We start from the raw sequence: 25,072 nt of genomic DNA on the forward strand, positions 1-25,072 counted from the left end.
ATCAGCTGTACCTTCCGGCAGATGTCTGTATTCCAGCTTCTGATCTGCTCGTTGTACTTATTTCATTTCCGCATTCTGTTTCATTTTTTCGAAATCATCCTCTGTCAGTCCCTCCTGTGCCAGAACCGTATGCAGCACAGAAATATCGGTGGATACATCCCATGCGGTATCCCGGAATATGGAATCCAGAAGTTTCTCAAAAGCAATATTCAGTGTATCAATGGTTTCTTCAATTTCTTTCTTGGAAGCCGTGATATTCTCGCCCTGTACAGGCTGTCCATCCATATCCTCATAAGCATCCAGAAGCTTCACAGTCATGGGCAGATAGTAATCCATCATTTTCTTAAGATCCGGAATCACCTCCGGATGCTCTCCTGCACGCTCAAAAATTTTCTGAACGATCATTTCCATCCTGGAAATCTTTGCGGAAATTTCTTCCCCGGGAATGGCGTCATTGCTCTCACGGATCTTTACCAGAAATTCATTTCCTTTTCTCAGGACTTCCTGGGCTTCCGGACTCATATTCTCCTCCAGCTGAACCTTAGGATCTGCTTCCTGTTTACGAAGCTCCAGCTGCTTCTGTGTTTCCAGATACTGCTGATAGGTCTCATTACTGGTGATCAGACAGGTTCCCTGCTCATCCACATGGCCTTCCAGAAACCAGCCCTTCTGGATCATTCTGCTGATATCTTTTTTTACAAATTTCTCGTTCTTTCCTGCTGCCTGGGCAAGCTTCTGAAAATTACAGTAGGTGTGGTCTCCCAGCGCACGGATATATTTCTGGAAACGTCCCAGTCTTCCGAGACGGCTTGTTCCTGCTCCCAAAAGAGCACCGCCACCTGCTGCGCCTGCACACATCACTCCAAGCACACCTGCTGCAAGTGCACCGCTGTGTCCAATGCCCATCCAGATCAAAAGCACCATGGCTCCAAGCCCCATGCCACTTAAAAGTATCCCACCGGAAACTGCCATCATCATGCCTTTGAGATTCTCACCGGTAGTCTTTCCGTAGAGCAGTTCCGACTGTTTCCTTGCAGCCTGCTGCTTTGCTTTTCTGCTTCTTCCGTAATAAGGGCTTTGGTATGTATAGCTTTTCTTACGGAATTCCGGATCAGCACCCGGATCAAACACGGAATTCAGCGCATTTTTCAGCGCTTCGCTTCCGGACTCAATGGCCTTATTTACTGTCTGGTTGATCGTATGGCTTAATTCGTGATAGCTGTTTGAATTCACTGCATTATCTACAATATCCTGCATCTTTTTTCCAAGGTCTTCAAATTCGTGATTGTCCATTTTTCCCTCCAGTCCATAGATAATTTTTATTATATCGAAATCATATTAAAATTACAAGCAAATGAAAAAAAGGAACAAAAAACTATTGAAGTCATCACGTAAAAGTTTTACAATGGTAAAAAGTAAAAATTGTAAACGGAGGAATCGTTATGGAAAAAAAGAACATCGACTGGTCCAGCATCGGATTCGCTTACATGCCAACCGACTACAGATACGTGTCTAATTTTAAAGATGGAAAATGGGATGAGGGTACTTTAAGCACAGACCCTAATATCGTACTCAACGAGTGTGCTGGTGTGCTTCAGTATTCTCAGAGTGTATTCGAGGGTCTGAAGGCATACACAACAGAAGACGGACATATCGTTACTTTCCGTCCTGACCTGAACGCAGAGCGTATGGCTGCATCTGCAGCAAGACTTGAAATGCCGGTATTCCCGAAGGAAAGATTTATCGACGCTGTTGAGCAGGTTGTTAAGGCAAATGCTGCATGGGTTCCGCCATATGGTTCCGGCGCAACACTTTATCTTCGCCCGTACATGTTTGGTTCCAACGCCGTGATCGGTGTTAAACCGGCTGACGAATATCAGTTCCGTATCCTTACAACACCGGTTGGTCCGTACTTTAAAGGCGGCGCCAAACCGATCACGATCCGTGTCAGCGACTATGACCGTGCCGCACCTTGCGGAACCGGTAACATCAAGGCTGGCCTGAACTACGCAATGAGCCTTCATGCTATCGTAGATGCTCACAAACAGGGCTTTGATGAGAACATGTACCTTGATCCCAAGACTCGTACAAAAGTTGAGGAGACAGGCGGAGCAAACTTCATCTTCGTTACTAAAGACGGCAAGGTTGTAACACCGAAGTCTGACAGCATCCTTCCTTCCATCACACGTCGTTCTCTGATCTACGTTGCAAAGGAGTACCTTGGACTGGAAGCTGAAGAGCGTGAGGTCTACTTCGATGAGGTTAAAGATTTTGCAGAGTGTGGTCTTTGCGGTACTGCTGCAGTTATCTCTCCTGTCGGAAAGATCAATGATCACGGCAAGGAAATCTGCTTCCCAAGCGGAATGGAGAAGATGGGACCGGTTATCCAGAAGCTGTACGACACACTGACCGGTATCCAGATGGGACGCATCGAAGCACCGAAGGGATGGATCCACGTAATCGAGTAATTACCGGATTTTCGTCATTATACATAACATTAAGTACAAAAAACAGACCGCCGTATTTTTTTCGGTGGTCTGTTTTTTTATTATTTCTTCATTGTTTTTCTGTACAAAGCGGGCATTCTCATTCTGCTTTATGATCTGTGCTCACATTACCTATCTTTTCTCTCGTATTTTACAAACGCATATTCCAGATCAAAGTATGTCTGTTCTTCACTCTCCGCTGTGATCTCCCAGTCCGGGTCCTCATCCAGGTTTGGAAAATACGCATCCGCTTCATATGCAAAATCGATTTTTGTCACATGAGCTGTATCACAGTACGGGAGCATCTGTTTGTAAATACTGTCTCCGCCGATACAGTACACATCCTCTGCCGGATATTTCTCCACTTCCTTCAGTGCTTCCTCGATGCTGTGAACGATCACCGCACCTTTTACCTGATAATCCCTGTTGCCGGTGATCACAATGTTGGTTCTGTTTTTCAGAGGAAGTCCGTTTGGAAAAGACTCCAGTGTTTTTCTTCCCATAACAACCACTTTTCCTGTAGTTTCCTCACGGAACATCTTCATATCTGCCGGAATACTTACCAGAAGTTCATTATTTCTTCCGATTCCCCAGTTTTTATCTGCTGCAACAATAATATTCATTCTTTCTTCCTTTCTTTATGCAATTATACTGCAATGGGAATATTTTTGATCTGTGGCCATGTCTCATAATTCTCCACGATCAGATCATCGGTGGTGAATTTATAAAAATCCTTTATCTCCGGATTCAGTTTTACTGTCGGTGCAGGATACGGTTTTCTGGAGATCAGTTCTTTAATTACCGGAATATGGCGATCATAAATATGGCAGTCTGCGATCACATGAACAAGCTCTCCGGCTTCCATATCGCAGGCCTGTGCGATCATCATGAGAAGAAGAGAATACTGACACACATTCCAGTTGTTTGCAGCCAGGATATCCTGCGATCTCTGGTTCAGCACCGCATTAAGGACCAGCTTGTCTTTTCCGGGTTCCTTGGTTACATTGAAAGTCATGGAATAGGCACATGGGTAAAGATTCATCTCGTGGAGATCCTGATGTACATAAATATTGGTCATGATCCTTCTGCTGTACGGATTGTTCTTAAGATCAAAAAGAACTCTGTCTACCTGATCCATCATTCCCTCTTTATACTGATGCTTCACACCTAACTGATAGCCGTAGGCTTTTCCGATGGAGCCCTTCTCATCTGCCCAGCTGTCCCAGATGTGACTGTGAAGATCATGGATATTATTGGATTTCTGCTGCCAGATCCATAGAATCTCATCCATCGCACTCTTTAACGCTGTTTTTCTTAAAGTCAGTGCCGGAAACTCCTTCCGGAGATCATAACGGTTCACAACACCAAATCTCTTGATGGTATAAGCCGGAGTTCCATCCTCCCACACAGGACGTACCTTCTCACCTTCTGTGCTGGTTCCGTTTTCTATGACATCTTTGCACATGTCAATGAATATATTATCTGCAAGACTCATTTGTTGATTTCCTCCTGTAATTTTCTTCTATTCGATCCCGGGCTGCTTTTTTCTTAAAAATGCCCCTGAAATTTATTTTATATTCTAACACATTTCAGTCCTTACTGTCCACTTCCCCTTTAACCTCCTATCCCATTTAACCTTCTCTCCCTGTTTTTCCTTTTCCCTGTTCTTTTTCTGTATTTTTCTGGACTTTTCCATGCGGGAGTGCTATATTAAGAGCCATGAAAATACTGATTACCTTATTAAAACCTTTTTCTTTTGCACCTGCGATCCTGATGATGTGCGTGATCTACTCTTTTTCCGCACAGACCGGAGATGTTTCCGGTGCCCTGAGCTATAAGATCAGCTACCAGATCGTAGAAACCAAAAACGAAATATTAGCTTCCGGCAAAAGCCTGGAACAGCTTTCCCAGGAAGCTGCAGATATCGAATTTTATGTCCGTAAGGCTGCTCACATGACAGAATACTGCCTGTTGGCCATATCTATTTCCTTCCCCCTCTATGTATACGGAGTTCGGGGAATCTGGCTGATGCTCCTTGCCGGATTTGTATGTGTGGGATTTGCTGGACTGGATGAATACCATCAGTCTTTTGTAGAGGCCCGCGGACCTTCCGTAAGGGATGTAGGGATCGACAGTTGCGGAGCAATGATCGGAATTTTGCTGGTACAGGCATTCTGCTGGTCTACCTTACATACCCCCAACAGAAAAAAATCTCGAAAAAAACGCAGAAACGCGCAAAGACGCAGATAACTGTTTTGCGATCTGCCTGATCTAAAAAACGGAACATACATAAGGATTTTTTTGCCTTATGATGTTCCGTTTTTGCTATTACTAATCGTCATATCTCAGCAGGCATTTTACTCTCACCTGCATCCAGTTTTATTTTTCGTCTTTCTCCTCCGGTGCGTCATCCAGATTTTCCGCAAGATGCGCCCGCTCCGCAATTGACATTTTTTTCTTTGCCACGGTTTCCGGATTTTGAGAAGCTTCCTCTGCCGCTTTTTTCGCAGCAGCTTCTTCCAGCTCATGTTTCTGTGCGCCAGCCTTTGCAAGATTACGGATCGCCATGATCAAAAGCACTGCTCCGATCACAACAAAAATACCTCCCGCTGCCAGAAATACCACACCGGAGTCTTCTGCTCCGCTTATGACACTGGCGCAGAGACGATATCCTGTATACACAAGATAGCCTCCTGCAAAGATCCACAGAAGACTGCTTCTTGTGGAAGAATTTCCATGTCCGGAATTCTTTTCCTCAGCAGTTTCCTGCTGCAGCTCTTCCTTATTTTCTCTTTTCTGTTCTTCCATGATGTATTTCTGTCCTTTCTGATATCCTTATATTTCTCTATTTGTCAGATATCTTTTCCCTGTCAGCTTCTGTTTTTTCCTTCTCTTCCGTTTCTTCTTTTACAAGTCTTCCATAAAGCTTTGTCATTTTATAAATCTTCTGAATAATTGTTTCATTGAGCTGGCCTTTTTTCATACGCCACTTCCAGTTGTCACCAAGAGTTGACGGTTCATTGATCCTTGCCTCATTTCCAAGGCAGAGATAATCCTGTACCGGGATCACACAGCGATCTGCAACACTGGACATCGCCGCACGTATCATGCTCCACACTGCCGCAGTCTCATGCTTGCCCTCACAGCCAATATAGGCCCTGGCAAAATTTCGATCATGCTGGCTCAGATTGCGGAACCATCCTCTTGTTGTCTCATTGTCATGAGTACCTGTGTAAACAATGCAATTCCTTTCATATCTGTGCGTCAGATACGGACTGTCCTCATTCTCGTCAAAAGCAAACTGCAATACCTTCATTCCCGGGAATCCGGATTCTTCCACCATCTCGATCACACTGTCTGTAAGGAGACCAAGATCCTCTGCGATCACATCCAGCTTTCCAAGATTCTTTTCAAGCGCACGGAACAGATCCATTCCCGGTCCCTTTTCCCAGTGACCGAACTGGGCAGTTTTATCTCCGTACGGAATGGAATAATACTCATCAAAGCCTCTGAAATGGTCGATCCTTACCACATCATAAAGCTTCATACAATTTGCCATTCGGCGTGTCCACCATGCATAGCCTGTTTTCTTGTGATATTCCCAGTCATAAAGCGGATTTCCCCAGAGCTGCCCTGTGGCGGAAAAAGCATCCGGCGGACATCCGGCAACGCCGATCGGAATATTTTCCTTATCAAACTGGAACAATTCCGGCTGTGCCCAGGCATCCGCACTGTCAAACGCAACGTAGATCGGGATGTCTCCGATCATCTCCACTCCCTTAGCATTTGCATAAGCTTTCAGTGCTGTCCACTGTTTAAAAAAGCAGAACTGCTGGAAACAGTAAAATCCCACTTCTTTTGCAAGCTTCTCTCTTTCTTCAGCCAATGCAGCTTTTTCTCTGTTTTTGAGTTCCGTAGGCCATTCGATCCAGCTGATCCCATTCAGGCTGTCCTTGATTGCCATATACAGGCTGTAATCTTCCAGCCAGGCAGCATTTTCTTTTACAAACTTACGGTACTCCTGATCTGTCTCACAGTCATAATTTTCAAAGGCTTTTCTCAAAAGCCGAAATCTGGAATTATAAATCTTCTCATAATCCACATAGCTCTCGTTTGTACCCCAGTCACAGTCCTCGCAATCACTTTTATCCAGATATCCCTCTTTTACAAAAGCCTCCAGATCAATAAAATACGGATTTCCCGCAAAGGTAGAAAAAGACTGGTATGGTGAATCTCCATATCCGGTAGGTCCGAGAGGAAGAATCTGCCAGTATTTCTGTCCTGCTCTTGCCAGCTGGTCTACAAACTCATATGCTTCCTCAGAAAAGCATCCGATCCCATATTTCGATGGCAGACTGGATACTGGAAGTAAAATCCCACTTGCTCTCATAATTTACGAATCCTCCTGTTTTCTCAGTAGTTGCGCCCTCTCACAGATGTCTGCAGGAGCACTCAGATTTTTATTATATCACTCTGTCACAGATCGTTCAAAGTCCTTTTTTGCAGATATATGTAAATATATCATGATAAACCTTTTCCCTGTCTTTCTCATTCAGGATCTCGTGGCGCATTCCCGGATATAATTTTCCCCGGACATCCCGGTATCCTGCACAACGCATGGCACGGACGGCCTTTGCAAACTGTCTCACATTTCCCATGCAGGGATCCTCCGCCCCACTAATAAACAGCACCGGCATTTCCGGCTTTGTACACTTCCAGTGCTTCACATCATAGGCTCTTTTCATCAGGTCAAAAAGTGCCAGATATGCATCATCCGTAAAGGTAAATCCACAGTATTCTGAATCCGAATAATCCTGTACAACCTGCGGATCAGAGCAGATCCAGGAAAAACGGTTTTTTTCTTTTTTAAAGTGCATTGCATAGCTTCCAAAAGACATCATCTCGATCAGACCCGCACTGTGTTTAGGCCCGAAAACAGTCTTTCCCGCTTTTGCCAGAGCTACTCCGACCGGACGAAATACATTATAGCTGGGTGAGCCGCAGACGATCAGCATATCCATACAGCTGTCATGATGAGCTGCATAGGCACGAACTGCCAGAGAGCCCATGCTGTGTCCGAAAAGGATCAGCGGAATACCTGGGAAATGATCCTTGATCAAGCAGTTCACCGTATGGATATCCTGCAGCATGGCATCCGCCCCACCACCGTACATATACCCAAGATCCTCTTTACTGCGTACGCTTTTCCCATGGCCACGGTGATCATGGATCACACTTATATATTTTCGCTCTGCCATATATTCCATAAAAGGAATGTAGCGTTCCTTGTACTCACTCATTCCGTGAACGATCTGTATGATCCCACGGTATTTCTCATTACGTTCCAACTCCGGCACTACTGCCAGGCAGGAAATTTCCAATCCGTCTGCTTTTGAAGGAAATGAATACTGAATTGTCCGTAACATATATTTCACCTCACCTTTTCTGCTGCATAAAGCGGGCATTCGCATTCCGCTTTGTCACCTGTACTCAACCACTTTTTCTGTGTCTTCCAGTATATCATAACACAGGGGGTTTCTCAAACAGTAAACCTATGATATAATCGTTACGGTAACACAGGGTGATGCTGTTTGCCCGCAAATGCAAACAGATATCCTCTGACTTACCCACCCGAAAACCAGAATGACTTATTGTAAGGAGGAATAATGAATACAGAAGACAATAATGATTTTTATGACGATGAGCTCTCCAGATCATTGATCTCCAATGATTTTGAAGGCGACACTCCCCACAGAAAGAAAAAAAGCAAAAAGCCTCTCGTGATCTGTCTGATCATCCTTCTGATCGCTGCCGCAGCCGGCGGAACCGCCTGGTATATGATGCAGCGCCATAAACCGGTAGAAGCCACAGAAAAATTTCTCACAGGAATGCAGAACATGGATTTTACCACAATGGAGAACCTTCTCCAGAGTCATGATCTCAGCGCTCTGGATGATGCAGATATCCGTGATTCTGCTTACACAGATTTCTTCACTACCGTCAACAAAAAAATGACCTACAAGATCACCAAAAACAAATTTGACATCCAGAACGGAACTGCCAGGATAACGGTTCACATGAAATATATTGACGGAACCAATATCTATGCAGCAACTATTCAGGAATACACCCGTAAGGTTGCTGTCGCAGCCTATGCCGGAAAGGAAATGACACAGGATGATATCCAGGAAATGCTCGCTGCACTTCTTGCCGAAAATGCTTCCACAGCTGATGAGAAATACAGTGAGATCGATATTACCTATCCTCTGATCAAAATCGGCAGCGACTGGAAGATCGTTTCTCTGGATGACACCACCGTCAAGGTTATGTGCGCAAACTTCAAAAGCGTAAAAGACGAAATATCATCCCAGCTTACGGATGACAGCACAGATAGCAGTTCTGCCGCTGCAGAGGATTCTTCCACCCCAGGCAGCACGGCCTCTGCTGAGGGCACAAGTGCATCCATTGATATTACAACTGACAAATTCTCCGTCCGTTTCAAACAGTTTGCGATTTCCAAGGACTACGGCGGAAATCCCTGTCTGATGATCTACTACGACTATACAAACTCCGGCGATTCCCAGTCCAGTGCATTTGTAGACTTCACCCTGCAGGCTTCCCAGAACGGAGAAGTTCTGGAAGGAACTTATCCGGAAGCCAGCGATGATGCTGTAGATAACTACATGAGCACCATTGATCCCGGAAAAACCGTCACTGTATGCCAGGTATTTCTTCTGAAGGATACTACCAGTGATGTAACGCTTCAGGGCAAAGAAACTCTGAATGTAAGCGGCGGACAGACAACCTCTCAGATTCTGAAGCTGAAGTAAGATATCGGAATCGCCTGGCAGATATTTACGATCCAAATTCGATAAACCGGAAATTTACATTTTATCTTGCATATGAAAGGAAAACGGAAATTTCTCCTTCATGATTTTTTCATGGCTGGCAGAAATTTCCGTTTTTCTTTTTCTCATTCCTGTGTATATTTTTTCGATTCTATGAAAAACTATTTCCTGTATAACGAAAGGATGGTGACTTATGTCAAATAAATGTCTGCAGTACTTCACCCTGACCATTGCTGTGGTCGGTGCCATAAACTGGGGTCTGATCGGCTTCTTTAATTTTAATCTGGTAGCATTCCTGTTCGGAAGCATGAGCTGGCTCTCCCGGATCATCTACGGACTTGTAGGCTTATGTGGGCTTTATCTTCTGACCTTCTATACTCTGATCGATCAGGGTGAAACAACTGAATAAGCTACGCAGTAACACATAACGCGAAAAATCCTCTGCTGCATAAAAATAAAGCAGAGGATTTTTTCGCAACAAAAAAGAACTCTGATCATCCTCAGAGTTCCGAAGAGCGATAGACGGGGCTCGAACCCGCGGTCTCGACCTTGGCAAGGTCGCGCGTTACCAACTACGCCACTATCGCACAAGCGGGTGATGGGAATCGAACCCACGTATCCAGCTTGGAAGGCTGGTGTTCTACCATTGAACTACACCCGCAGTTATGAAATTATAAATCTTCATCCTTCGATGAGAGCGATAGACGGGGCTCGAACCCGCGGTCTCGACCTTGGCAAGGTCGCGCGTTACCAACTACGCCACTATCGCATAAGCGGGTGATGGGAATCGAACCCACGTATCCAGCTTGGAAGGCTGGTGTTCTACCATTGAACTACACCCGCGCATCGTCGCTTCGGTGATTACCGATCGCTTGACCGCTGCAACGATGATTAGTATATAACATACTGTTTTATTTGTCAACAGGTTTTTTTATTTTTTTTAATTTTTTTATTTATTGGATTTTTTATCAATACTCCCATACATTTGTGGCAGAAACCTGGGCCTTCGGTTTCTTGATCACAAGCTCCGGACTTTTTGCACTGACCTTGGTATTTGCAGGAATGGATTCTGTGATAAAGGTATTACCACCTATAATCGTATTCTCTCCTACAACCGTCTCACCACCGAGCACTGTGGAATTAGAATAGATCGTTACATTATCACGAATCGTCGGATGACGTTTTACATTGGCAAGCTGCTGTCCCTTTCTTGTGGAAAGCGCTCCCAGTGTCACTCCCTGATACAGTTTTACATTATTTCCGATCTCTGTAGTCTCACCTACAACCACACCGGTACCATGATCGATAAAGAAATACTCTCCGATGGTCGCTCCCGGGTTGATATCGATTCCTGTACGGCCATGAGCATATTCTGACATCACGCGCGGGATAAATGGAATCTCTTCTTTATAAAGAACATGTGCCAGACGATACACGTAGATAGCAAATAATCCCGGATATGAAAAAATGATCTCTTCCTTGCTCTTGGCTGCGGGGTCACCATCAAAACCAGCCTGTACATCTGTCAGAAGCAGTCGCTGGATCTCAGGAAGCTGCTCAAAAAATCCACAGGCAGTTCTGTCTGCATGAGCTGCTGCTTCTTCCGGTTCCTCTCCGTGATAAAGAAGTGCGATCTCGATCTGATTCTTCAATCTGTCATAAAGATCATTCAGTCTGTGTCCCACATAATACTCCGGAAATACGGTAGCACTGGTATCCGTACTGAAATATCCCGGAAATACAATAGATTTCAGATCTCTTACTATATCAATGATCACCGAACGGTTCGGCAGACGTCTACCGCTCTTCGGCATAAAAAGTTCTTCTGAAGCATAATTCTCAGTAAGACCCTTCGCCGCTCTGAGAATCGCTGATTTCTTATCGCTCATAATTCCCTCCATTTCTGCACATCCACTTCTGTCTGTACACTTTATCTCATTATCATATTATAGTCTGGAAGATTCGTCAATAATACAAAAAAGAAAAGTTTTAAAAAAGATTGACCTTTCTCCGGATACCTTATATAATAATAAAGGTTTGCATCCGGAGATGTACCCAAGTGGCTGAAGGGTCCGCACTCGAAATGCGGTAGGTCGGGCAACCGGCGCGAGGGTTCAAATCCCTCCATCTCCGCTTTTCTGCCGATTTATGACAGGAAGAATTTTATTTATATTTTATTATACAAAAAGCACTCTCATCTCTTGACAATTGTATATTTTATATGTATAATTGCAACAGTGATGAAAACACAATTTAATATAGGGGATTGGTCAAATGGTATGATAGGGGTCTCCAAAACCTTTGGTGGGAGTTCGATTCTCTCATCCCCTGCTATTAGAATCGCTGAAAAACCTTAATTAAGGATTTTCAGCGTTTTTTATTGTATGGCAGAAAAAGTGATCGCCCGGCCTGTCATATCAACATCCGGGCGATCACTTTTCAATATTTTACTTCTCACTGCATTCATATCGTGAAAATCTCTGCACGTATCCACATGCGCTTATCACTTCAGTTTCTTCAGATTATCCGGTCCAAATCCAAATGGCAACAGTTCCTTTAACGTAAAGATATCATATTTTTCTCTGCTGACTGCCAGTATGATCTGAAAGGTTTCCGGATCACAGAACTCCATCATAACCTGTCTGCATACTCCACAGGGTGCTGCATACTCTGTAGGAACACCATCCTTGCCGCCAACGATACAGATTGCCTGAAAGTCTCTCATGCCTTCACTGACCGCTTTGAAAAAAGCAGTTCTTTCCGCACAGTTTGTTGGAGTATAGGCAGCATTTTCTATGTTACACCCGGTATAATAGGTACCGTTTTTTGCAAGAAGTACCGCCCCTACATGAAAATGTGAGTATGGCGCATAGGAATAGTCCATCTGTCTGATCGCCAGATCGATCATTTCTTTGATCTGTTTTTCTTCCATAATTTTCCCACCTTTCCTGAATCAGGCATGTATACGTTATTCTTCTTTTTTCTGTGCCTGATCTGCACGGATCAGTTCACGGATTGCCTGTACTGCAACCTGGATCGCCTTATCGGTATCATGTACCACAGGATTATCCAAACCCAGCTTTTCTCTTTCCTGATTTGCAAGCACCAGGAAGCAGGAGCCCACACGTACTTTTAAATGGCTTGCCACTATAAAAAGAGCAGCGGATTCCATCTCCGACGCAAGACAGCCGAGACGTTTCCACGCCTCCCATTTATTCATCAGTTCATAGCTGACCGGCTTGGTTTCCGGCTCATGCTGGCCATAAAAGGAATCCTTACATTGTACCACACCTGTGTGGAATTCACATCCTTCTTTCTTTGCTCCTTCCACAAGTGCATTGATCACTTCCAGATTTGCCACTGCCGGGAATTCAATAGGTGCATACTCTTTGCTGGTACCCTCCATGCGGATCGCGCCCGTTGCAACAACAATATCACCACTTTTTACCTCCAGCTGCATTCCACCGCAGGTTCCGATGCGTACAAATGTGTCAGCCCCGCACCGATAAAGCTCTTCCATTGCGATAGAAGCGGACGGTCCGCCGATTCCGGTAGATGTCACACTTACCTTCACTCCGTCCAGTGTTCCGGTGTATGTTACGTATTCCCGGTTATCTGCTACCAAAACCGGATCATCAAAATACTGTGCGATCTTTTTGCAGCGTTTCGGATCTCCCGGTAAAATAACGTAACGCCCCACTTCTCCTTTTGCTACCTGAATGTGATACTGTCTGTCCGCATCCTCTGAATAATTTTTCATGTTTGTTTCCCCCTTTCTCAGCTAACAGTTTCCCTGTTCCTTATGAATAAAAAAAAGACTGCATTTTCATACAATCCAGTCCTTTATTCTTTTATTTTAACCTTGCTTCCCGTCGATCTCTGCAAAACTGTATTGTCTTACATTACAGTCAGATTTTCGTATTTGCTCAGTCAATGTCAAACCTCTTTTGTCTTTATCCCATTATAACATAGATTCATTTTCTTCAAAAGCTTAATATAAACATGTTCCACAAACCACGGTTCTGTTGATCTCATCAATGCTTCTTCCGGTGAAAACCAGGCTACACCGCTGTTTTCATCTGCTTTTATGGAAACAGCCTCTTCTGAATCTGCCTCAAGGAGATATGTTAGGTTAAAGTGCAAATGGCTGGATACATATTTTCCTTTTTTCATATGGCCGTCTACAGTCAGGGATTCCAGGGAAAAAATCTCTTCTGACACCGGATGAACATTGGAAATCCCTGCCTCTTCTTTTACTTCTCTGACAGCAACGGACAGTAAATCCGTCTCACCATCTGCATGTCCTCCAAGCCAGGACCAGGAATTGTATATGTTGTGATATACCATAAGGACTTTCGTCCGTTCTCTGTTTACTACCCAGGCAGAAGCTGTCATATGGGCTACTGCATTTTCCCTGGAAAAAGCATTCTCATTATTTCTGATCCAGTCCAGGATCAGGATTTTATCTTTTTCTTCCTGCTCATTATATGGCTTGTATTTTTCTATCTGATCGATCAGTTTCTGGCGTGTTATCATTATGCACTCTGTCTCTTTCTTAAATATCCATAAATGTATTTTTAGTCAAGCGGATAAAAGCATCCGCTTCGCTACTTGCTCATAACCGGATAACTGCTTCACAGTTTATCAGAAGGAGCTTGTAACTATCTTTTTTATTTAATACCCATCCTTTAACCGGACAATATTTTTTAATTTTTTTCCATTCAGATATCGTTCCATATTTTCCATGCAGATGTTCCAGATCATATCCTGGACTTCAGCGTTTCCACCGAAACTCGGGCCTGCAATGTGTGGAGTGATAAGGACGTTTTCCATATTCCAAAGAGGTGATGTCTCCGGCAATGGTTCTGTTTCAAATACATCCAGGACCACTCCTTTTAAGTGGCCTTCCTCCAGTACTCTGATCAGGTCTTCTGTTGGAATGAGGCTTCCTCTTCCTACATTAACCAGAATTGCATCTTTTTTCATGGAATACAGCCGTTCGTAATTCAGAAGGCCTTTTGTTTCCGGTGTTCCCGGGAGACAGCCGATCACAATGTCCGCTTTCTGAAGCTGCTGATCCAGCGCTGTCAGATCATATACCTCATCAAACTCTTTCATCTGCTGCAAATGCTCCGGGACTGCAGTTCTTTTTATTCCAGTCACATGCGTTTCAAACGCTTTCATTCTATGGGCAATATTTCTTCCTATATCCCCGGTTCCCAGGATGAGAATGTTTTTTCCATATATGGTTTCTGATGATCTATTCTGTACCCAGAGGTGTTTCTGTTTGTTCTTCCAGTAGTTCGGAAGTTCACGGTACAGCGCAATGATATTCCCGATCACATATTCTGATATGATCTTTCCAAAAGCGCCGGAAGCATTGGTTAATGTAACTCCTGTCGGGAATGCTTTCATTTTTGTATATTTGTCCGCACCGGCCCAGGTCAGCTGGATCCAGCGAAGATTTTCTGCTTTCAGGATTTCTTCTTCCTCTGGCTCTCCGATCACTACTTCTGCTGCTACGATCGCATCCTCAGTTTCTTTGCCCTGAAATGTAAATTCGCACTGATCTCCGAATTTTGTTGCAAACTGATTTTGAATTTCTGCATTGCATTGTGGTTTTAGTAAAACTTGTATTTTTTTCATGTTTTTCTCCGCAAATCATCTTTATCAGCTATATCCTACCATAATTAACAGCCATCTGCTATTATTTTCTGTTATTTCTGCCGCTGATACCTGGTCACTGCCAGGATCATGCAGACAAAAACTACCGCAAACATAGCTTCCAGTCCAATGCCTTTCCACACCGATACAGCTGCCTCACCTGTTAGGTGGCTATAACTTCCAAGAGTCTCATTTACGTTTTCATACCAGTACACAGGAAGAAACTGAGACACCTTCAGAACGTTTCTGTCCATAATATTCATGGGAACAAACACACCACACAGAAAGCACATTCCAAGAGACAGGATATTTGCGATCCCGCTTAACATGTTGCTGTTTTTTACAAAAAGACCGATCAGATAGGAAAGTGAAAGTGCCACTGCCATCATTACCAGAGTGTTCAGTACATAGTATCCGAAATTTTCTGAACTGAGAAATGTTTTTCCATACATAAGGATAGCTCCAGCCATACCGATTCCCCATAAGCCCCCACCCATCACAAACATGGCCAGAAGCCCTTCCAGACTCTGTCGTCTTGCAGAGATCGCAGATGCCTGCATTCTCTTTGGTATATCGTCTTTTTTGAAAGCCATCAGAACATATCCCATCACATAGCAAAGTAATGCAAGAAACAGATATGGAATATATCGGAAATAATAGAGCCATCCGGACGTACCACTGTTTTCATCTGTATCCAGCATGGTGACTTCTCCTCTTTTTTTATCCAGGATCGCTGTTGCCGCTTCCTTCTGGGAAAAACCGGCTTTCAGATATGTCCGCATTGTATTCAGACAGCTCTCCAGCTGCTGATCCACATAATATGCCGAATAAGATCCGGGCACCTTGGTCACAGAAATACTTTCGCCGTTTACCATACAGTTCTCATAAAAATCCTCAGGAATCACCACGATGTATTCTACATTTCTGTAAAAAAGCTCTTCCTGAAGCTTCTCCCTGTTATCCTCCAACATGGTCACGTGATGCGTACCTTCAAGCCATTTTACCAGTCCTTCTGCAAGTGGTCCGTTGTCTTTATCCACCACTCCGATCTTTATTTTTTCGCTTTCATAGCTGGTATAAGTTTCCTTACCGGCCGCTGCCTGAAGTGCCATTGTCACTCCGAAAAAAATGCCCAGATACAGGAGGATCAGACCTGTATTTTTTTTCATGATCCTCATATAGCCTTTAAATACTGTCATAACGTTCCCTCCTGACCATGAAAAAGGATGCCATCACCAGCACCACGCACATTACCGCCAGTGTGATCAGATTTCTATAGTATCTGGTCATATCATCATATACATTGATACAGTAAAACGCATCTGAGATCAGTGATGCAGGATTGATCCGGTTCACAAACGGAACACTTTTTTCCACGATATCCTTCATATTTCCGTTCATCAGTCCGGCAAGAAAGCTGCTTACCATAGAGATTCCAAGCATGAGCCCGATTCTGACGCCTTCCTGCATTTTTCCGAAGCTGCCTATAAACATTCCCATAGATACACCGATGAGACTTCCGAAAAAAGATACCACCAGCATTTTTCCCATCTGTCCCTGAAAATCCAGATTGAGAATATACCGGAGATACAGGATCAGAATGATCACGTCCACATAGCCCAGAGCAAAAGATGTCAGCTGGTCTGTAAGGATCAGCTTCAGCTTGTGGGTCGGCGTTACACACCGTCTAGCTGCCAGAGGTGTGATATTGGCCTGGATCCCGATCGCAGAGCCAAATCCGATAAAGCATCCATACAGGCAGGCCATGGCGATCAGTGCGTAAAAGAACTGCACATTTCCGTCAATGGTCCGGCCGCCAAGAGAGACTTCCCTTACCAGGCTGTCGGAACTTAACAAGGATTTCATGGTTTCCATATCCATCTGCGGATTTTTTTTCATGATATTGGTGATAGTCGTTCTGGTGTTTTCACAGCTGTCGAGAACTGTCTGAAGGATACTTTCTTCTATTCCGGTTCCTGCTACTGTAAGGGAAGGCTCTTTTCCCACATAATAAATCCCTTCTACTTTTTTATCCTGCAGTGCTTCCAGCGCTTCCTTTTCCGACATTTCTTCTGCTTTTAAAAGATCCGGACTGCTTTTTTCCACTTCATCCAGATAGGTCATAAAAAACGTATCCGCAGAAGCTTCCTTCACCACTGCCACCGGAACCGTCTGAAAATCTGCTTCATTGATATTTCCGAATGCAAAATAGAAAAAAGTTCCAAGCACAAGCGGAAAGACCAGCGGCCAGAATACAATGTTAAAATTCCGGATCTTGGAAAGAAAACTGTATTTCAGTAAATGCAACATCTCCCATCCCTCCTAATCTCTTAGCTGTTTTCCGGTGATCTCCAGAAAGACATCATTTAATGTAGGCAGTTCGGAAAAGACTCTTCCAAAAGAAATATCCTGGCTTTGCAGATAATTAAGAAGACGGATCAGGTTATGCTTCGCATCGGTACAGCGCACGACCAGCACCTGTTTTTCATACTGCACATCAAACACATGCTCCAGTGTGCGGATATCCCGGAGATTTTTTTCTTCCAGGGCAATGGCTTCTACGGTAATGGTCTCTCCTGTTTTGATCATCTGCTTCAATTCTTCCTTTGTTCCCTGAGCGATGACTCTTCCGTGATCCATGATGGCGATCCTGGTACAGATCTGCTCCACTTCTTCCATGTAATGGGATGTGTAGATAATGGTGGAGCCCTGGTGGTTCAGCGTCTGGATCCCTTCCAGGATCTTGTTTCTGCTCTGTGGATCTACAGCTACCGTCGGCTCATCCATAATGATCAGTCTTGGCTTGTGGGCGATCCCGCAGGCAATGTTCAATCTTCGTAAAAGGCCCCCGGAAAGCTTCTTCGGGTACATTTTGCGGAAATCTTCAAGACCTGTAAATTCAATGGCATCCTCCACCAGCTCTTTTCTCCGTTTCCTGTCCCGTATGTAAAGGCCGCAGAAATAATCGATATTTTCCTGCACTGTCAGCTCATCAAAAACGGCTACATTCTGAAGCACGATCCCAATCTGTTCCTTGAGCTTATAGCTGTCCGGCTTCATCTCTTCTCCGAATATCTTTATTTCACCTCTGTCATATTTCAGAAGTGACAAGAGGCAGCTGATGGCCGTTGTCTTTCCCGAGCCGTTGGGACCAAGTAATCCGAAGATCTCACCCTCCCGGATATCCAGTTCCAGATGATTCAGTGCGGTAAGATCACCATATCGTTTTACCAGATTTTCTATGTGGACCATACTCTGTGGCATATGTTTTCCTCCTTTTTTACAGTCCGTTAAGCAGGACTTTTATGTCTTTTTCGCAGAAATTCATATTTCTTCTATGATGCCATTATATCCTTTTCTTCTGTCTGCTCCAAGTGTTGAATGTCACCACCTGCAAATGACAAATGTCATGTCTTTTTCAGAAGGATAGATTTTTCTTTGCAGGAAAGGAACCGGTATATTATAATAAAGGCACATTGATTTCAGAAATTTGTGCAGCAAAAGGGGTTCTCCCGGAACAGGATACGATAATTTTAGCCGGTTATCTGCCTGACTTTCGGAAAAGGCTGTAATTCTGAGAAAGGAGGGTATATTTTTTATGCGTTATTTTACAGATTCCATACTATTGCTTTTATACAGTACTTTAACATTTTTTTATGTGCCTGCAGATCAGGCTCTTGTGTTTGCCCTCCTTTTTGCGGTGATCCTTTGCTGCATTACTTATCTGGGCAGGGTATGTAAAACAGAATCCTGTTCACACAATTCTTTGCCAGTATTGAAACCCGCCGGAAATATCATTCCGGTTCTTGCAGGAAGAGCTATGTGATCTTTGGATTATGTTCCCTGTGGTTTTCGGATCTTCTTCTATTTTTCCCGCTGCTGCTGTATCAGACCTTATCTGCTGGGCTTTTTCCTCTGGCAGTGGCTGCGCTTCCACTTTGGGGATTTCTGGTTTTTCAGATCAATAGATTTCCGGCAGTTCTTTGTCTGCTTGGGATTTTTGGTTTCGTTCTCTCATTTTTTCTCTGGCTCTATGCCGGAAAATATCAGGCTCTTTACCAGGATTTTCATCAGATCCGGGATGACAGTGAGGAACATACGCTTCTTCTTTCTGAAAAAAACAAGGCACTTCTGGAAAAACAGGATTACGAGATTTATGCTGCTACATTGCGCGAGCGAAACAGAATTGCCAGAGAGATCCATGATAATGTGGGACATGTACTATCCCGTTCTATCCTTATGACTGCTGCCTGCAAAACCATCAACAAAAATGATTCTCTTGATCCTCTGCTTGGAAATCTGGAAGAATCCCTGAACGGTGCTATGAACAGCATCCGTTCCAGTGTACATGATCTTCATGACGATGCGATAGATCTGGAAGATGCCATAAAAGGACTTGTAAAGGATTTCACCTTCTGCCCGGTGAATCTTACTTATGATATGTCCAGGCAGATTCCAAGAGAGGTGAAATACAGTCTGATCAGTATTACAAAGGAAGGGCTTTCCAATGTAATGCGGCATAGTAATGCGGATTCTGTGGATATTCTTCTGCGGGAGCATCCTGCACTTTATCAATTGTGCATTGAGGATAATGGGACACCGGAAAATGGAATTCCGGATATTCAAACTGGATCAGACAGCAATAAGGCAAAAAATACTTCCGGTGGTATGGGACTGTCCAATATCCGTGACCGTGCAAAGGCGCTGGGCGGTACGGTCCAGATTACGCAGGAGAATGGTTTTCGGATCTTTGTGACGATCCCGAAATCTGTTTCTAATTGAATCAGACAGATATTTCTCACTTTTCCGGAAACCTTCCTGATTTGATCAAAGTACTTTCCCGGCATATTGGATCCGTCTGTTTTTTCTGATCTGTAAATTTACTTTTTATAACTCATAAACAGGAGATTTTGACATGAAAATTATAATCGTAGACGACGACTGCCTGGTTGCAGGAGCACTAAAAACCATTCTTGAAGCAACCCCGGATATCGAAGTGACTGCCACCGGCTCTGATGGTGAAGAAGCCTGCTCTCTGTACAGAGAGTATCTTCCGGATATTCTTCTGATGGATATCCGTATGAAAGGAATGGACGGACTGGAAGCTTCCAGAAAGATCCTGGGCGAATTTCCGGAGGCAAAAATTCTTCTTCTGACTACTTTTTCCGATGATGAATATATTGTAAAAGCCCTCCGCCTCGGCACAAAGGGTTATCTTCTGAAGCAGGATCATACCAGCATTCTTCCGGCTCTTCAGGCGGTTTACTCCGGCCAGACCGTATTCGGCACAGAGATCATATCCAAAATCCCTGAACTCCTGCAGTCTTCCGACGGATTTGATTATGCTTCCAGAAACATCAGCGAACGGGAGCTGGATATCATCCGGCTGATCGCCAACGGATACAGCAATAAGGAGATTGCCGCAGAACTGTTTCTCAGTGAGGGAACGGTACGAAATTATCTCAGTTCCATTCTGGATAAACTGCAGCTGAGGGATCGGACTCAAGTTGCTGTTTTTTATTATCAGCATAAGTAAAAATCTCCTGCATCCAAATTCCTGTAAATATTTATTAATTTAATAGAATCGGAGGATTCCTCACAATGAACCGCTATCTTACTATCTATATCCCGAAAACAGCTGTTCCGGCACCTGTCTCCCGCTTTCTTCGCACGCAGGCAGGTCTTACAAAAAAGCAGATCAGCCAGGCGAAGTTCCGTCCCGGTGGTATCCGAAAAAACGGACAACAGTGCCGGGTAACGGAAACCGCTTATCCCGGGGATCAGATCATAGTATGCCTGGAAGCGGACGATGTGGATTCTGCCCAGCTGGAATCTTCATCCTTTACCGTCTATTCGTCCAATCACAATTTCCAGTTCTCCGCAGACGCAATTTCATATTCTGATTCCGCAGCTTCAGAATTTGCAGGTTCTGATGTCAATTCTCACATTTATCATTCACTGGCTGCAACGTCACAGATTCTTCCTGAGTTGGCGATCATATACGAAGACCAGGATATCCTCGCCATAAATAAACCTGCCGGGATTGTCACTCATCCTTCCGGTTCTCACTACAGTGACAGTCTCGCCAACCAGGTGGCTTCCTATTTCCGTTCCAAAGGAGAGCCTACCAAAGTCCGGTCTATCGGACGATTGGATAAAGAAACCTCCGGTATCCTGCTCTTTGCCAGGAACCAGACTGCTGCCGCCAGATTACAGAACCAGCGTGAAGAAGGGATTTCAGAGAAAACCTATCTGGCTGCAGTTTCCGGTTTCATGCCTGTGGATGAAGATGGAGCTTTTCACAGGATCTCCGTTCCCCTTGCACCTGACCCGGATAACTGTCTGAAAATGGTCGTATCCACAGATGGCACGCTTCCCGGAAGCAAACATGCAGAAACCCTTTATTCTGTTCTGAAATCTAACGGCCCTGACGCAGCAGCTCCGGCTTCTCTTGTAATGCTCCGTTTGAAAACCGGCCGTACCCATCAGATCCGTGTACACATGGCATCTCTCGGGCATCCTCTTCTGGGTGATTCTCTGTACTGTTTATCGGACATATCGAATCCGTTTTCCCGGGCTGCACTCCACGCATGGAAGCTTAAATTTCAACTTCCATTTTCAATTGATGAATCTGCTTCCGACACCCGGGCTTCCATGCATCATGACAAAAATGCCAAAAAAGAAATCTCCCTGGAAGCACCCCTCCCGGAAGATTTCAAAAAATTCTATGAAACGATATTCTGAAGCCATACGCCTTTTTTTACAAGGATAAATCCAATGACACATTTCATCATATCCGCTGCCTGGACCATTGCGTAGATCACAAGTACAGGCAGACCTGTAAAACGGCTTAAGGTAAATGCGATCGTTACACTTACCACCCAGATAAACACACTGTCAAACAGAAATGTAACGATGGTCTTTCCACCGGAACGCAAAGTAAAATATGTTGCATGCAAGAATGCATTCTGCGGCATGAAAAATGCTGTGAGCATAATAAAATATTTCGCCAGAGTACGTGCCTCAGCATTGGTATTGTAAAGCCTTGGAAACAGTGGTGCCATTACAAACATCACAGCTGCCACGCAGGTACAGCAGAACACAGAAAATGCGATCATCTTGTTGTCCGTATCTCTGGCTTCCTTCATCTTACCTGCCCCCAGAAGCTGTCCTACAACAATGGCTACCGAATCTCCAAGTGCGATAAATATGATATTAAATACATTGTTGATGGTATTGGAAATATTTAATCCCGCAACCACGTTCAGTCCACGGACTGAATAACATTGTGTCAGCATGGCCACTCCGGCTGCCCATAAAGTCTCATTCAGAAGCAGCGGGGTTCCCTTAATAAGTATCTTCTTTGTCAGGTTCGCCGGAACCTTTAATGTTGAATACAGACCCTGTGCAAAAATATTCTTTTCTGTATGCTTATGTGTCCAACTCAAGACAATGCAGGCTTCCACATATCTGGAGAGCACTGTGGCAACAGCCGCACCTCTTACTCCCATTTCCGGGAATCCGAATTTTCCATAGATCAGAAGATAATTAAATATCAGATTGATCAGCACTGCCACGATCCCGGCCTTCATTGGAAGTACGGTCTCACCGCATTCACGTAAGGTACTTGCATAGACCTGCACCATCATAAATGGCGGAAGTCCCAGAAGCATGATCCATAAATACTGTTTCCCATAAATAAGAGTATCCCTGATCTCCTGTGCGGTTCCGTCACCTTTTAAATACATGCTGATCAGTGAACCCCCTGCTGTCAGAAACAGTATAATGGTGATCGCTGTCAGAATCACTGCCATCCACAGTTTATAACGAAGTGTCTGGCGGACACCCTCATGATCCTTCTGTCCGAAATACTGTGCTGTAAAAATTCCCGCTCCGGACACCCCGCCGAAAATACATAGATTATATACAAAGATCAGCTGATTGACGATCGCCGCTCCAGACATCTGTTCGGTACCGATACGACCGATCATAATATTGTCCAGAAGACTGACAAAATTTGTGATCCCGTTCTGTACCATGATCGGTACTGCAATAGACAGGACCATCAGATAAAACCTCTTATCTCCTACGAACTTTCGGAAAAAAGAAGATTTCTCTTTTACCTTCTCCATAAATTCTTCCCCCTTGTTTTTCGTTTTCCTTCATCCAAAATTCTCCACAAAAAGGAGACTGCCCACCTGAAACATTCTTCCCTTTCGTAAGCGTTGTAGCTACTACCTTACTACAAACTTCTTTTATTTTCAATAGTCTTTATAACGATAAATCTCCGCTTTTTTTGTATCTTTTTACTCCACCATACGACTCTCGTCTGCAATATCCTGATCTTTGAACTTTTATTCCAGCTGTGTCACAATTTCAGTGTCAAAATTTTTCAAAGTGATCTAAGCCGGCAGAAAAAAGATCTGGACCGACTGAATCTGGTGCTGAATTATATTTCTGAGAATTACAAACGGCCTATTTCTCTGGATGAGATCGCAGGTGTTGCTTATCTCCAGACTGGATATTTCTGCCGTTTTTTCAAGAAAAAGATGGGGGTTACATTTCTGGAATATCAGAATGAATACAGACTTTCTTTTATCTACAAAGATCTGATCAATACGAAAGCCCCCGTGCATGTGATTCTGGAACGCCATGGATTCAACAATTATAAGCTGTTTCGACGGATGTTCCAGGAGCACTTCGGGTGCACACCTACGAAGGTGCGGGAGAATATGCGGAAATAACAGTACCTTCTCTTACACCATCCAGTCTTCCCGCAAATACGAAGGAAAGTACCGCAGCAATCACTGCCATGGATACGTCAAAACAGATCTTGGTTGTTCCGAAATTTGTTTTCTATGTGCGGATAACCATATAAAAAATGATCCTATACCCGCATAAAAAGACAGCGAAATGGATTTTAACTTCCATTTCGCTGTCTTGTGTTATTTCTTGTTTTCTATTATTTTTTTAGTATGTCGTTTTACGCAACCTGATTTTTGTTGTTGGTAACTGTGATCAAATGACTTTTGATCAGTACCGGACGTACTGCATTATAGATGATCGCTACCAGAATTACAGATACAACTGCATTGATAAAGGTTGCCGCCGCACTCATTTTTGCAAGTGCCTGTGCCAGTTCCTGTGGCTGTCCCAGAATGTACTGTTTGTAGAAATATCCTACGATAGGATCTGCAATTACGTTAAATGCAAGTCCTGCGATAGATGCGATCACACTCCATTTGAAAACATATTTTTTATCTGTACTCTCATTGATCTTTGCAACCTTGTGTGCCACAAGACCTACGATCAGACCGATACAGAATTTCAGTACAAAGGTTTTCGGTGCGCCTGTGATATAAACAGGGTCCATGATATCTGCAATTCCCATTCCGATAGCTCCGGCAAGTCCGCCATATACGCCACCCAGAAGCAGTGCTGCAAGTACGCAGAAAGCATTTCCGATATGAATGGATGTTGCGTCTCCGCCCGGCACCGGGATCTTGATCTGCAGAAATGTGAAGGATACATAACATAAAGCTGCTAATAACGCAGTTTCTGCAAGTTTAACTACTGTGTTGTTCTGTGTGTTCATAATAATTCCCCTCTCGTTTCGTTATTACCTTTGTTATTACTTTAATGTATGATTGTATTAATGTAGGAATGTAATAACTTGGATGTTATAGTACCGCTTGTTTGGGTATATTACAAGGGGCAATTTTTATGTTTTTTTAGGGGACAGTTTTTATGGGTAATAAAAAAGTGGCTGTTTAAGCCACTCTTTCATGATTGTATATTCAAAACTACATACATGTTCTATTGATGATCGTTAATCTTTTTTGAATCAATTTTAACCTGCGTACCGATCCGTAGCTTTCTTCACGGGCTCGCAGCTAAAGCTGCATCACCTGTTCTTTTGGCTACTCCAGCGGTGGTCATCTCACGACTCCGTCGTTCGATGTCATTTGCTTCGCAAATGTTCAGTCTGTACCAGAAATGGTTCTCCACAAGCAAGCTTGTTCCGCCCCATTTCTGTTACATCCTGCCCGCTTCCTCGGCTTGTTGGTCAAGCCC

General features: G+C 44.0%; 24 protein-coding genes and 6 tRNA genes. 10 read left to right on the forward strand and 20 right to left on the reverse strand.

Annotated elements, in window-relative coordinates; genetic code table 11:
- Positions 1-57: 57 nt before the first annotated feature.
- Positions 58-1,293: a 5-bromo-4-chloroindolyl phosphate hydrolysis family protein gene (locus GPK58_RS11615; RefSeq protein ID WP_173746143.1), complete on the reverse strand. Its 1,236-nt coding sequence runs from the start codon at positions 1,291-1,293 to the stop codon at positions 58-60.
- Between the two features lie 149 nt (positions 1,294-1,442).
- On the opposite strand from GPK58_RS11615, the gene GPK58_RS11620 reads away from it, so the two are divergent.
- Positions 1,443-2,468 (forward strand): branched-chain amino acid aminotransferase, encoded by a 1,026-nt coding sequence (locus GPK58_RS11620; RefSeq protein WP_059085425.1) that lies wholly within the window; start codon positions 1,443-1,445, stop codon positions 2,466-2,468.
- A 146-nt stretch (positions 2,469-2,614) separates the two neighbouring features.
- Here GPK58_RS11620 and GPK58_RS11625 read toward each other — a convergent pair whose 3' ends face one another.
- The gene (locus GPK58_RS11625) at positions 2,615-3,109 is read right to left on the reverse strand and encodes a dihydrofolate reductase (RefSeq protein WP_015524334.1); all 495 of its coding nucleotides are present in this window, start codon (positions 3,107-3,109) and stop codon (positions 2,615-2,617) included.
- Positions 3,110-3,132: 23 nt separating this feature from the next.
- Positions 3,133-3,981, reverse strand: a complete 849-nt coding sequence (gene thyA / locus GPK58_RS11630; protein ID WP_092071400.1) for a thymidylate synthase — start codon at positions 3,979-3,981, stop codon at positions 3,133-3,135.
- Between the two features lie 224 nt (positions 3,982-4,205).
- Between thyA and GPK58_RS11635 the strand changes: the two genes are divergently transcribed.
- Positions 4,206-4,736 (forward strand): VanZ family protein, encoded by a 531-nt coding sequence (locus GPK58_RS11635; protein ID WP_138277249.1) that lies wholly within the window; start codon positions 4,206-4,208, stop codon positions 4,734-4,736.
- A 129-nt stretch (positions 4,737-4,865) separates the two neighbouring features.
- Here GPK58_RS11635 and GPK58_RS11640 read toward each other — a convergent pair whose 3' ends face one another.
- The 3 genes from GPK58_RS11640 to GPK58_RS11650 form a co-directional block, all read right to left on the reverse strand.
- Positions 4,866-5,294, reverse strand: a complete 429-nt coding sequence (locus tag GPK58_RS11640; protein ID WP_215638681.1) for a hypothetical protein — start codon at positions 5,292-5,294, stop codon at positions 4,866-4,868.
- 37 nt (positions 5,295-5,331) lie between these two features.
- Positions 5,332-6,876, reverse strand: coding sequence for a 4-alpha-glucanotransferase (gene malQ / locus GPK58_RS11645; RefSeq protein ID WP_118609046.1), 1,545 nt, complete (start codon positions 6,874-6,876; stop codon positions 5,332-5,334).
- A gap of 97 nt (positions 6,877-6,973) precedes the next feature.
- Positions 6,974-7,912 (reverse strand): alpha/beta fold hydrolase, encoded by a 939-nt coding sequence (locus tag GPK58_RS11650; protein WP_092071513.1) that lies wholly within the window; start codon positions 7,910-7,912, stop codon positions 6,974-6,976.
- 240 nt (positions 7,913-8,152) lie between these two features.
- Here GPK58_RS11650 and GPK58_RS11655 point away from each other — a divergent pair, with 240 nt between their 5' ends.
- Positions 8,153-9,316: a DUF5067 domain-containing protein gene (locus GPK58_RS11655; protein ID WP_244095926.1), complete on the forward strand. Its 1,164-nt coding sequence runs from the start codon at positions 8,153-8,155 to the stop codon at positions 9,314-9,316.
- Positions 9,317-9,527: 211 nt separating this feature from the next.
- On the forward strand, positions 9,528-9,743 hold the full coding sequence (locus GPK58_RS11660) for a DUF378 domain-containing protein (protein WP_015524323.1): 216 nt from the start codon (positions 9,528-9,530) through the stop codon (positions 9,741-9,743).
- A gap of 105 nt (positions 9,744-9,848) precedes the next feature.
- Here the strand turns inward: GPK58_RS11660 and GPK58_RS11665 are convergent.
- The 5 genes from GPK58_RS11665 to epsC form a co-directional block, all read right to left on the reverse strand.
- Positions 9,849-9,921: transfer RNA gene (locus tag GPK58_RS11665), tRNA-Gly, on the reverse strand.
- 3 nt (positions 9,922-9,924) lie between these two features.
- Positions 9,925-9,995 (reverse strand) — tRNA-Gly (locus GPK58_RS11670).
- A gap of 35 nt (positions 9,996-10,030) precedes the next feature.
- Positions 10,031-10,103 (reverse strand) — tRNA-Gly (locus GPK58_RS11675).
- Positions 10,104-10,106: 3 nt separating this feature from the next.
- Positions 10,107-10,177 (reverse strand) — tRNA-Gly (locus tag GPK58_RS11680).
- A gap of 125 nt (positions 10,178-10,302) precedes the next feature.
- A complete protein-coding gene (gene epsC, locus GPK58_RS11685; protein ID WP_022426729.1) occupies positions 10,303-11,223 on the reverse strand; it encodes a serine O-acetyltransferase EpsC in 921 nt (306 codons plus the stop codon).
- A gap of 156 nt (positions 11,224-11,379) precedes the next feature.
- Between epsC and GPK58_RS11690 the strand changes: the two genes are divergently transcribed.
- Both GPK58_RS11690 and GPK58_RS11695 read left to right on the forward strand, forming a co-directional pair.
- Positions 11,380-11,467 (forward strand) — tRNA-Ser (locus GPK58_RS11690).
- 127 nt (positions 11,468-11,594) lie between these two features.
- A tRNA-Trp gene (locus GPK58_RS11695) sits at positions 11,595-11,665 on the forward strand.
- Between the two features lie 172 nt (positions 11,666-11,837).
- Here GPK58_RS11695 and GPK58_RS11700 read toward each other — a convergent pair.
- The 7 genes from GPK58_RS11700 to GPK58_RS11730 form a co-directional block, all read right to left on the reverse strand.
- Complete coding sequence (locus GPK58_RS11700; protein ID WP_015524321.1) at positions 11,838-12,266, reverse strand: cytidine deaminase; 429 nt, start codon at positions 12,264-12,266, stop codon at positions 11,838-11,840.
- 36 nt (positions 12,267-12,302) lie between these two features.
- Positions 12,303-13,094 (reverse strand): uridine phosphorylase, encoded by a 792-nt coding sequence (udp, locus tag GPK58_RS11705; protein ID WP_215638682.1) that lies wholly within the window; start codon positions 13,092-13,094, stop codon positions 12,303-12,305.
- Between the two features lie 176 nt (positions 13,095-13,270).
- Complete coding sequence (locus GPK58_RS11710) at positions 13,271-13,870, reverse strand: NUDIX hydrolase (RefSeq protein ID WP_161208576.1); 600 nt, start codon at positions 13,868-13,870, stop codon at positions 13,271-13,273.
- Positions 13,871-14,008: 138 nt separating this feature from the next.
- Positions 14,009-14,980: a D-2-hydroxyacid dehydrogenase gene (locus GPK58_RS11715; RefSeq protein ID WP_215638683.1), complete on the reverse strand. Its 972-nt coding sequence runs from the start codon at positions 14,978-14,980 to the stop codon at positions 14,009-14,011.
- A gap of 71 nt (positions 14,981-15,051) precedes the next feature.
- The gene (locus GPK58_RS11720) at positions 15,052-16,197 is read right to left on the reverse strand and encodes an ABC transporter permease (protein ID WP_015524317.1); all 1,146 of its coding nucleotides are present in this window, start codon (positions 16,195-16,197) and stop codon (positions 15,052-15,054) included.
- Positions 16,184-17,308, reverse strand: coding sequence for an ABC transporter permease (locus GPK58_RS11725; RefSeq protein ID WP_022426839.1), 1,125 nt, complete (start codon positions 17,306-17,308; stop codon positions 16,184-16,186). Before GPK58_RS11725 ends, GPK58_RS11720 begins: the two co-directional genes overlap by 14 nt.
- Positions 17,309-17,320: 12 nt before the next feature.
- The gene (locus GPK58_RS11730; protein ID WP_059086850.1) at positions 17,321-18,250 is read right to left on the reverse strand and encodes an ABC transporter ATP-binding protein; all 930 of its coding nucleotides are present in this window, start codon (positions 18,248-18,250) and stop codon (positions 17,321-17,323) included.
- 570 nt (positions 18,251-18,820) lie between these two features.
- Between GPK58_RS11730 and GPK58_RS13260 the strand changes: the two genes are divergently transcribed.
- The 3 genes from GPK58_RS13260 to GPK58_RS11745 all read left to right on the forward strand — a co-directional run bounded on the left by GPK58_RS13260 (position 18,821) and on the right by GPK58_RS11745 (position 21,742).
- On the forward strand, positions 18,821-19,780 hold the full coding sequence (locus GPK58_RS13260; protein ID WP_330627252.1) for a sensor histidine kinase: 960 nt from the start codon (positions 18,821-18,823) through the stop codon (positions 19,778-19,780).
- A 133-nt stretch (positions 19,781-19,913) separates the two neighbouring features.
- A complete protein-coding gene (locus GPK58_RS11740; protein WP_215638684.1) occupies positions 19,914-20,534 on the forward strand; it encodes a response regulator in 621 nt (206 codons plus the stop codon).
- Between the two features lie 65 nt (positions 20,535-20,599).
- Positions 20,600-21,742 carry an RluA family pseudouridine synthase gene (locus GPK58_RS11745; protein ID WP_110103460.1) on the forward strand — a complete coding sequence of 381 codons (1,143 nt, stop codon included), beginning with the start codon at positions 20,600-20,602 and terminating at the stop codon, positions 21,740-21,742.
- Here the strand turns inward: GPK58_RS11745 and GPK58_RS11750 are convergent.
- Complete coding sequence (locus GPK58_RS11750) at positions 21,724-23,130, reverse strand: MATE family efflux transporter (RefSeq protein WP_144095119.1); 1,407 nt, start codon at positions 23,128-23,130, stop codon at positions 21,724-21,726. The two genes, GPK58_RS11745 and GPK58_RS11750, sit on opposite strands and share 19 nt — an antisense overlap.
- Positions 23,131-23,439: 309 nt before the next feature.
- Here GPK58_RS11750 and GPK58_RS13115 point away from each other — a divergent pair, with 309 nt between their 5' ends.
- The gene (locus GPK58_RS13115) at positions 23,440-23,742 is read left to right on the forward strand and encodes a helix-turn-helix transcriptional regulator (RefSeq protein WP_242981835.1); all 303 of its coding nucleotides are present in this window, start codon (positions 23,440-23,442) and stop codon (positions 23,740-23,742) included.
- A gap of 239 nt (positions 23,743-23,981) precedes the next feature.
- Here GPK58_RS13115 and GPK58_RS11760 read toward each other — a convergent pair whose 3' ends face one another.
- Positions 23,982-24,593, reverse strand: a complete 612-nt coding sequence (locus GPK58_RS11760; protein ID WP_022426832.1) for an ECF transporter S component — start codon at positions 24,591-24,593, stop codon at positions 23,982-23,984.
- Positions 24,594-25,072: the final 479 nt, after the last annotated feature.

This window comes from Blautia sp. MCC270, from assembly GCF_018785605.1.
Taxonomy (GTDB): Bacteria; Bacillota; Clostridia; order Lachnospirales; family Lachnospiraceae; genus Blautia_A; species Blautia_A fusiformis.

Coding starts and splice junctions, on each gene's coding strand:
- GPK58_RS11615 (WP_173746143.1), bottom strand. CDS start 1,293: ATGGACAATCACGAATTTGAAGACCTTGGAAAAAAGATGCAGGATATT.
- GPK58_RS11620 (WP_059085425.1), top strand. CDS start 1,443: ATGGAAAAAAAGAACATCGACTGGTCCAGCATCGGATTCGCTTACATG.
- GPK58_RS11625 (WP_015524334.1), bottom strand. CDS start 3,109: ATGAATATTATTGTTGCAGCAGATAAAAACTGGGGAATCGGAAGAAAT.
- thyA (WP_092071400.1), bottom strand. CDS start 3,981: ATGAGTCTTGCAGATAATATATTCATTGACATGTGCAAAGATGTCATA.
- GPK58_RS11635 (WP_138277249.1), top strand. CDS start 4,206: ATGAAAATACTGATTACCTTATTAAAACCTTTTTCTTTTGCACCTGCG.
- GPK58_RS11640 (WP_215638681.1), bottom strand. CDS start 5,294: ATGGAAGAACAGAAAAGAGAAAATAAGGAAGAGCTGCAGCAGGAAACT.
- malQ (WP_118609046.1), bottom strand. CDS start 6,876: ATGAGAGCAAGTGGGATTTTACTTCCAGTATCCAGTCTGCCATCGAAA.
- GPK58_RS11650 (WP_092071513.1), bottom strand. CDS start 7,912: ATGTTACGGACAATTCAGTATTCATTTCCTTCAAAAGCAGACGGATTG.
- GPK58_RS11655 (WP_244095926.1), top strand. CDS start 8,153: ATGAATACAGAAGACAATAATGATTTTTATGACGATGAGCTCTCCAGA.
- GPK58_RS11660 (WP_015524323.1), top strand. CDS start 9,528: ATGTCAAATAAATGTCTGCAGTACTTCACCCTGACCATTGCTGTGGTC.
- epsC (WP_022426729.1), bottom strand. CDS start 11,223: ATGAGCGATAAGAAATCAGCGATTCTCAGAGCGGCGAAGGGTCTTACT.
- GPK58_RS11700 (WP_015524321.1), bottom strand. CDS start 12,266: ATGGAAGAAAAACAGATCAAAGAAATGATCGATCTGGCGATCAGACAG.
- udp (WP_215638682.1), bottom strand. CDS start 13,094: ATGAAAAATTATTCAGAGGATGCGGACAGACAGTATCACATTCAGGTA.
- GPK58_RS11710 (WP_161208576.1), bottom strand. CDS start 13,870: ATGATAACACGCCAGAAACTGATCGATCAGATAGAAAAATACAAGCCA.
- GPK58_RS11715 (WP_215638683.1), bottom strand. CDS start 14,980: ATGAAAAAAATACAAGTTTTACTAAAACCACAATGCAATGCAGAAATT.
- GPK58_RS11720 (WP_015524317.1), bottom strand. CDS start 16,197: ATGACAGTATTTAAAGGCTATATGAGGATCATGAAAAAAAATACAGGT.
- GPK58_RS11725 (WP_022426839.1), bottom strand. CDS start 17,308: ATGTTGCATTTACTGAAATACAGTTTTCTTTCCAAGATCCGGAATTTT.
- GPK58_RS11730 (WP_059086850.1), bottom strand. CDS start 18,250: ATGGTCCACATAGAAAATCTGGTAAAACGATATGGTGATCTTACCGCA.
- GPK58_RS11740 (WP_215638684.1), top strand. CDS start 19,914: ATGAAAATTATAATCGTAGACGACGACTGCCTGGTTGCAGGAGCACTA.
- GPK58_RS11745 (WP_110103460.1), top strand. CDS start 20,600: ATGAACCGCTATCTTACTATCTATATCCCGAAAACAGCTGTTCCGGCA.
- GPK58_RS11750 (WP_144095119.1), bottom strand. CDS start 23,130: ATGGAGAAGGTAAAAGAGAAATCTTCTTTTTTCCGAAAGTTCGTAGGA.
- GPK58_RS11760 (WP_022426832.1), bottom strand. CDS start 24,593: ATGAACACACAGAACAACACAGTAGTTAAACTTGCAGAAACTGCGTTA.